This window comes from Arthrobacter sp. Y3221087 (assembly GCF_059089905.1).
The window spans coordinates 146,090-154,105 of record NZ_JBNHFE010000006.1 but is presented as its reverse complement, the minus strand read 5'-3'; the positions used below and the strand labels follow the sequence as shown (position 1 = coordinate 154,105).

Annotated in this window: 6 protein-coding genes and 1 pseudogene; 5 read left to right on the top strand and 2 right to left on the bottom strand. The window is 62.8% G+C overall.

Translation table 11 applies throughout. The features are described 5' to 3' along the window. Both AC5RUO_RS16810 and AC5RUO_RS16805 read right to left on the bottom strand, forming a co-directional pair. Positions 1-313 (bottom strand): aldehyde dehydrogenase family protein (locus AC5RUO_RS16810; protein ID WP_494104112.1); only part of this gene is annotated, 313 nt, incomplete at its 3' end. Between the two features lie 135 nt (positions 314-448). Continuing rightward, a complete protein-coding gene (locus AC5RUO_RS16805; protein ID WP_494104111.1) occupies positions 449-2,089 on the bottom strand; it encodes a GMC family oxidoreductase in 1,641 nt (546 codons plus the stop codon). A gap of 674 nt (positions 2,090-2,763) precedes the next feature. Between AC5RUO_RS16805 and AC5RUO_RS16800 the strand changes: the two are divergent. The 5 genes and pseudogenes from AC5RUO_RS16800 to AC5RUO_RS16780 all read left to right on the top strand — a co-directional run. After that, positions 2,764-3,124 (top strand): annotated as a pseudogene (locus AC5RUO_RS16800) (L-arabinose isomerase); the annotation flags it as partial. A gap of 257 nt (positions 3,125-3,381) precedes the next feature. Beyond that, complete coding sequence (locus AC5RUO_RS16795) at positions 3,382-4,395, top strand: LacI family DNA-binding transcriptional regulator (RefSeq protein WP_494104110.1); 1,014 nt, start codon at positions 3,382-3,384, stop codon at positions 4,393-4,395. Between the two features lie 279 nt (positions 4,396-4,674). Then, on the top strand, positions 4,675-6,015 hold the full coding sequence (locus tag AC5RUO_RS16790) for an ABC transporter substrate-binding protein (RefSeq protein ID WP_494104109.1): 1,341 nt from the start codon (positions 4,675-4,677) through the stop codon (positions 6,013-6,015). Between the two features lie 101 nt (positions 6,016-6,116). Then, positions 6,117-7,067: a carbohydrate ABC transporter permease gene (locus tag AC5RUO_RS16785; RefSeq protein WP_494104108.1), complete on the top strand. Its 951-nt coding sequence runs from the start codon at positions 6,117-6,119 to the stop codon at positions 7,065-7,067. A 3-nt stretch (positions 7,068-7,070) separates the two neighbouring features. Further along, positions 7,071-7,997 (top strand): carbohydrate ABC transporter permease, encoded by a 927-nt coding sequence (locus AC5RUO_RS16780; protein WP_494104107.1) that lies wholly within the window; start codon positions 7,071-7,073, stop codon positions 7,995-7,997. The last annotated feature ends 19 nt before the right edge of the window (positions 7,998-8,016 follow it).

Genomic DNA, 8,016 nt, shown 5'->3' with positions numbered 1-8,016 from the left:
CCTCGGCCCGGGCATAGGCGGCCTTGTCCCGCTCCAGCAGTTCGGCCACGCGGAGCATGACCGCCCCGCGTTCAAGGTCGGTGAGCCGCCGCCAGGGACCGTCGTCGAAGGCTGCACGTGCACTGGCGATGGCCCGCTCGGCATCCTCCACCGTGGCCGAGGCGACAACGGCGACCTCGCGCCCGTCCGCAGGGCAGCGCAGGACAGTTGTGCCGCCGTCGGACGCCTGTTGCCAGGTGCCGTCAACGTACAGGCCCCTGACCACATCCTGCGTTTTTCCGGCGTCGCCGATTTGCTCAACGGTGGCGGTCATTATTTCTCCTTTTTAGGTTCATCAATCATGGCTTCATCGGGTGATTAAGACATGGGAAAGGCGTCGGTGGAGGAGTTGGGTGCCTACTCCATCGGGCGCCTGAATACGGTCTAATTTGGTCGTTGGTGCTGCCGGTCAGGCGAGGGACGCGCTGAGCTCCGTCTCCAGGGTCATTGTTTCGCCGCTTCGGCTGGAGCGGATAAGGTCGGCGCAGCGTTCCCCGATCATCATCACGGTGATGTTGGGGTTAACGGTGACGTGTTCAGGCATAACAGAGGCGTCTGCAACACGCAGGCCGGTGACGCCTTTGACCCTCAGTTCGGGATCGAGCGGGGACATGTCGTCGTCCACTGGCCCCATGCGGACTGTGCCGACGGGGTGGTAGACGGTGTTGTGCGTTTTGCGGATGTAGTCCTGCAGTTCCTCGTCAGTCTGTGCCTCGATGCCGGGCGATAGTTCGCGGCCGGTCCACTCTGCCATGGCAGGCTGCGCGGCAATTTCCCGCGCCTTGCGGATGCCCGCCACCATCACGCGCATGTCGTGGCCCTCAGGGTCCGTGAAGTAGCGCGGATCCACCATGGGCTTGTCGCGGAAGTCCCGGCTGCGGAGGCGGACGGTGCCGCGGGAGCGGGCGTGGGTGACGTTTGGGGTGAGGCTGAAGCCGTTCACCGTTGTGGGGTAGCCGTGCCGCAGGGTGTTCATATCGAACGGGACAGATCCGTAGTGCATCATCAGGTCCGGGCGGTCCAGGCCCTCCTCCGTGGGGGTGAAGATACCGATTTCCCACCATTGCGTCGAGGTTTGCACCATGGGTTGCTTCGCTTCGAACTGGACCACGCCTTCGGGGTGGTCCTGCAGGTGCTCGCCGACGCCGGGAGAGTCCACCAGGACCTCGATGCCGTGTCCGGCGAGGTGTTTTGCCGGGCCGATGCCGGAGAGCATCAGCAGCTTGGGCGTGTCGATGGCGCCGGTGGACACGATGACCTCGCAGCTGGCGGAGAGCCTGTGGGTCCGGCCGAACGCCGAGTCAACCACATCCACCCCGATGCAGCGCTTGTCCGCGTCGAACACCAGCTGGCGGGCCCGCAGGCCGGTCAGCAGCGTGAAGTTGTCGCGGTCGATGATGGGGTGGATGTAGGAGACGGAGCTGGAGGAGCGGGTTCCGTCTGCGCGGCGGTTGATCTGGAAGAAGTTGGCGCCGTTGACCACGGTGGTGCCGGTGTTGAATCTGGCGCGGGGGATGCCGGACTGTTCGCAGGCGTCCAGGAGCGCGACGCCGGCAGGATCGGCCGGGGGCACGTTCATCAGGTGCACGGGGCCGGAGTCGCCGTGGTGGGGTGCGTCCGGGCCGGCGTCCTCGTTGGTTTCCAGCCGCTTGTACAGCGGCCAGGCGTTATCGGCGTTCCAGCCCGTGACTCCGTACTTGGATTCCCATTCGTCCAGGTCTTCCCGTGGTGCCCAGAAAGCGATGCAGGAGTTGTGGCTGGAGCAGCCGCCCATGACCTTGGCGCGGGCGTGCCGCATAAACGAGTTGCCGTTTTCCTGCGGTTCGATCGGGTAGTCCCAGTCGTAGCCGGATTCCAGCAGTTCCATCCAGCGGTCCAACTGCAGGATTTCGGGCAGGTTGCGGTCATCCGGGCCCGCCTCGACGAGGGCCACGGTCACCTCCGGGTCCTCGCTCAGCCGGGCGGCCACCGCGGCGCCCGCGGACCCGCCGCCCACCACGACGTAATCAAACCCGCAATCTTTGAGGTTTTCAATGTTGTCTGTATGCATGTAGTTCTCCTTGAATGGTCAGCAACCAGCCGCTGACCTGCGGGGCCGTGTTCTCTTCCAAAAGTTGACGACGTCTTATTCGTCCAAGGACTCAGGCAATCCGGTGGTCTGAGCGGGAGGCCAAAAGTGATGCGTCCGCTGTACCAGCGTGTTGGTGCAGCAACTCCTGACACATCTTTTGATGTGCAACCGCCACACGATGGCACCGACCGGTCGCTTGGCTTACAAGCGGAACCGGAGCCGCCCGATCTGCGGGGGGGTTGGACTGGCGGGGTTTACTTACAGATCGGGTCCGCGGGATGAAAGCCTGACAAAGACGAGGACAAATTGATGATCTACGTTGCCACTACTGCGCGGGGTCTCCGCGGCATATTTTCTACATCCGGCCAGTTGCGGCAAGAAACCTCCAAGGCAGCGTTCCGCTGATAGTTGGAGTGTGTGGTGCGGGTCATACGATGAGATTAGTGCACTTTGAACAAGTGTTCAATAGGCTGATTGAACACTTGTTCAAGAGGAGAAGCTTCCGGGCACTGCTCGCAGGCGAGCGGATCGGTCGGGAACTCTTGCAAGCGGCTCCTGTTTATTGCTCGGGATAACCAGTCCGCCCATGTTAGGGGTTGTGACCACAGACTCGTCGTTGTTGTCTGGATCCAGGATCGGCTTGATGGTCTGGCTTGGTCTTCGACGCCGATGCCTCCCCCGGCGTGGTGGTCGCGCTGTCAGATATGCGGGACCGCTTCCGCCTGGCGGCCAACGCCGTCGACGTGGTCCCCACGGACCATCCACTGCCCAACCTGCCCGTCGCCCGGGCGCTGTGGCACCCCAAGCCGGACTTCGTCACCTCCGCCGCCGCCTGGCTCGCCGCCGGCGCCGCGCACCACACCGTGCTCTCCACCCAGGTGGGCATGGAAGTGTTCGAAGACTTCGCCGAAATCAACAAAACCGAGCTCCTCACCATCGACGAAGGCACCACCATCCGCCAGTTCAAAAAAGAACTGGAACGCTGCCTACTACAGGCTGGCAGGAGGACTGTGACCGCGCATATCCCTTTGAGGGAGTATGCCCGCCACCGAAACTCCGGCTAGTGCATCCCCGCGCCACCGGGACGGGATTCAGCGTCCCGTTCCCGGTGAAACCCGGTTTCAACTTAGGCGCCGTTATGGCATCATCTAACCACCCAGCTCGCTTGTGGCGGCCGATACCTTTTAATGATGCCCGGCGTCCTACAACGTTATAGACTAAATTGCACGTGGCGTATCGGGCATCACGGCGGGGATATACCGGGGAGCGGCATGGCGGTCACAATTAAGGACGTTGCGCTGGCGGCCGGAGTCTCGATTAAGACTGTGTCCAATGTAATCAACGATTACCAGTACATCCGCGCGGACACCAAGCAGCGGGTTATGGAGGCTATCGCCAGCCTCGGCTATAGCCCCAATCTGTCGGCTCGGAGCTTGCGCTCGGGCAAGACCGGCGTGATTGGGCTCGCTGTTCCCGAACTCTCGCTCAGCTATTTCGCCGAGCTGGCGGATTCCATCATCAAGGCCGCCGAAGGGCGCGGCCTCAAGGTCCTGATCGAACAAACCGGCGGCGACCGCGCCCGCGAACTCGAGATACTCGCCAGCCCGCGGCTGCAGATGACTGACGGGTTGTTGTTCAGCCCATTAGGTGTGTCCAACGAAGACGCCCACCACCTCAACGTCAACTTCCCGCTCGTCCTCCTCGGCGAGCGGATTTTCGGTGGTCCCACCGATCACGTGACCATGAGCAACGTGGAGTCGGCACGGGCCGCAACGGCACACCTGATCTCGAAAGGCCGGAAACGCATCGCCGTCGTCGGAGGACACGAAGGGGAGGTCATTGGTTCTGCCGGGCTCCGCCTGCGCGGTTACCAGGAGGCGCTGGAGGAAGCCGGCATCCCGTTCGACCCCAGGCTCGTGGCCTACACCACCCTGTGGCACCGCTCCAACGGCGCCACCTCGATGCGGGAAATGCTCGAGACCGGCGTCGAGTTCGACGCGATGTTCGGCCTAAATGACACGTTGGCCCTCGGTGCCATGCGCGTGCTGCAGGAAGCGGGCCTGCGGATTCCTGACGACGTCGCCGTCATCGGTTTTGACGACCTCGACGAGGGTAGGTATTCGCTGCCCACGCTGTCAACTATCGATCCTGGTCGGGGAGAAATCGCCGAGACTGCCGTGCGTGTCCTGCAGGAGCGGATTTCGGGCCATGGTGGACCGCCCAGGGAGTTCGAGGCGCGGTTCCAGGTTGTCGAACGTGAGTCCTCGAGGCTCCCCGCCAGCTGAATGCCTGTTGGCCCGAAAGTTTTCTGCGGAACAGCTTGACAGTGACAGGCCTCACTCGTCATGCTTTTTCTACAACGTTTACCTACAACGATGCAACATCGGACCAGGCACTTGCGGGAACCTCGCTGGGAGGCGAGCTTGCAGGAGGACGGACCGGGATCAAGGAAGATCGAGCGGCACCCACTTAGTGCCCCGTAGATCCTCCTTTATGCATCGCCCGGACCGGCCGCCTACGGGCGGCCCCACGGTGGAATGCCACCGCGAGAGGAAGCAAGAGATATGAAAGCCAAGTTTCTAGCATCGGCTGGCATCGTCGCCGCCACCGCCGTAGCGCTGACAAGCTGCTCCGGAGGAAACGGAAGCGGCTCGGAGGCCGCGTCCTGCACCAACACCATTGTCAATGCAGAGGCACCCCAGGTCACCGTCTGGGCCTGGTACCCCGCGTTCAACGAGGTCGTTGATAACTTCAACAACACCAACAGCGATGTGCAGATCTGCTGGACCAACGCGGGCCAGGGCAACGACGAGTACACGAAGTTCTCGACCTCGATCGAGTCCGGCTCCGGCGCCCCCGACGTCATCCAGCTCGAGTCGGAGGTTCTCTCCAGCTTTACCATCCGCAATGCGCTTGTGGACCTCACCGAGTTCGGCGCCAATGACGTCAAGGACCAGTACGCCGAAGGCGCCTGGGAGGATGCTTCAAGCGGTGACGCCGTGTATGCGATTCCGGTCGACGGCGGCCCCATGGGGATGCTCTACCGCCAGGATATCTTCGACGCCGCGGGCATCCAGGTGCCGACAACCTGGAAAGAGTTCGAAGCCGCCGCCCAAAAGTTGAAGGAGTCCGGCAACGGTGCCGTCATGGCTGACTTCCCAACCAACGGGCGCGCGTTCAACCAAGCTCTTTTCGCGCAGGCCGGTTCAGTTCCGTTCGAATACGACTCCGTCAACCCGCAGGAAATCGGGATCAAGGTCAACGACCAGGGCGCCAAGGACGTCCTTGAATATTGGAACGGGCTCGTCAAGAAGGGCCTCGTCGCCACCGATGACGCTTTTACGGCGGACTACAACACCAAGCTCGTCGACGGCTCGTACGCCGTTTATCTGGCAGCAGCTTGGGGCCCCGGCTACCTGCAGGGCCTGTCCGACGCCGACCCGGACGCGGTCTGGCGTGCGGCGGCGCTCCCGCAGTGGGACGCGGCCAACCCCGTCCAGGTCAACTGGGGCGGTTCCACCTTCGCAGTGACCGAGCAGGCCAAGGACAAGAAACTTGCAGCGAAGGTGGCCATGGGCATCTTCGGTAACAAGGAAGGCATGAACCTCGGCGTTGACAAGGGAGCGCTCTTCCCGTCATACGCGCCGGTCCTCGACTCCGAGGAGTTCGCTAACAAGGAGTACAAGTTCTTCGGCGGGCAGCAGATCAACAAGGACGTCTTCCTCAAGGCTGCTGAGGGCTACCAGGGCGCGACCTTCAGCCCGTTCCAGAACTACGCCTACGACCAGTTGACCGTGCAGCTCTACTCGATGGTCCAGGGCGAGAAGGACGCGGGCAAGGCCCTCGACGATCTCCAGGCGTCCCTCGAGCAGTACGCGACCGAGCAGGGATTCACCCTGAAGTAACTGCCGGGATAGGTGCCCGCGTCCATCGCGGGCACCTATCCGCCAGCCCTCGTGGACACCTCCACTGCGCCAACCGTCCCACTGCTTGAGGAAAAACCATCATGGCTACGACCACCGCGCCGAGTTCGGCCCCACGGGCCAAGGCACCGGCCCCCGTAAAGCACCGTCCTGACAGGAACTACCGGCGCCGGCAGCGCTGGGGATGGATCTTTGTTGCGCCCTTCGCGGCAATCTTCCTGACCTTCCTCATCCTTCCCCTGGTCTACGCCTTCAGGATGAGCCTCTTCACCAGCACCCTGGCCACGGGCACCAAGTTCGTCGGCGCGGACAACTACCTCAAGGCGTTCTCCGACCCGATCTTCCTGCAGGGACTGGCGACGGTGGCGAAGTTCGCACTGATCATGATCCCCGCGCAAATGATCGTGGCCCTGCTCGCCGCCCTGGTCCTGGACAACCTCGCCACCTGGGCGTCCAAGTTCTCCCGGCTGATGATCTTCGTCCCGTACGCGGTTCCCGTGGTCATCGGCGCCCTCATGTGGGGCTTCCTCTATAGTCCCCGCTTCGGGCCGGCCGGCTCCATCTTCGGCCTCTTCGGCATGGCCGCACCGGAATTCCTGGCGCAGGGCAGCATTTTCGGCAGCCTCGTCAACATCGTGACGTGGCAGTGGGCGGGCTACTACATGATCATCATCTACGCCGCTCTGCGGGGTATCGATCCGGGAATCTACGAGGCAGCGGTGCTCGACGGCGCCTCCGACCGGCAGATCGCGTGGCGAATCAAGGTCCCCATGATCTCCTCCTCGCTTGTAATGGTGGTCATCTTTGCCCTTATCGGCACCCTGCAGTTCTTCACCGAACCGCAAGTGCTCCGCGGAGTGGCGCAGGGCGCCATCCCGACGTCGTACACCCCCAATATGTACGCCTTCTCGCTGGCCTTCTCCTACAGCCAGTTCAACTATGCCTCCGCCATCTCCTTCGCGCTCGGCATCGTCGTGTTCGTTTTCTCCTTCCTCTTCCTCTTCCTGACCCGCAAGCAGAGCGGACTGAAATAAGCCATGGCACTCGTCACCGAAACCCCCAAGCTCCAGGGCGGCCGGAAAAGCCGCAGCGCTGCAGGCCGCAACAGGGCCCGCAACGGCGGCCCCCGCATCGGCTCGCACATCTTCCTGCTCATTCTCGTTATCTACTTCATCACCCCCATTTGGTGGTTGACGGTCGCCAGCACCAAGGACACAGCCGGCCTCTTCGGGGGCTCCGGCGGACCCCTCTGGTTCGACAACGAGTTCCACTTCTTCAGCAACATCCAGGGCTTGTTTGAGCGGCAAGACGGCATCTACTGGCGCTGGCTCGGGAATTCATTCCTTTACGCCATCTCTGGCGGGGTAGGGGCAACCATCCTCGCCGTGCTTGCAGGCTACGGCTTCGCCAAGTACAACTTCCGCGGGCGGGGGCCCTTCTTTGGGCTCCTGCTGGGTGCAGTCATGGTGCCACTGACGGCACTGGTCATCCCGACCTTCGTGCTCCTGAGCTCGGTGGGGCTGGTGAACACCATCTGGGCCGTGATCCTGCCCTCGCTCCTGAGCCCGTTCGGTGTGTACCTAATGCGGGTCTTCGCCCAGGAAGCGGTGCCGGACGAATTGCTCGACGCCGCCCGGATTGACGGCGCGGGAGAGATTCGCACGTTCGTCCAGATCGCACTGCCCCTGTTGCGCCCGGCGATCGTGACTGTACTGCTGTTGTCCGTCGTCGGGACCTGGAACAACTTCTTCCTGCCGCTGGCCGTGCTCAGCGACCCTCTGCTGCTCCCCGTCACCGTGGGACTCAACGGCTGGCAGGCTTTGTCCAACGCCGGGAGCGGCGGCGAGGCCCTGTGGAACCTGATCACCACGGGTGCCTTCGTCTCGATCATCCCGCTGATCATAGCGTTCCTCTCCCTCCAGAAGTACTGGCAGGGCGGGTTGTCGCTGGGCTCTCTCAAATAGCCCCGACCCCGGCTGCCAG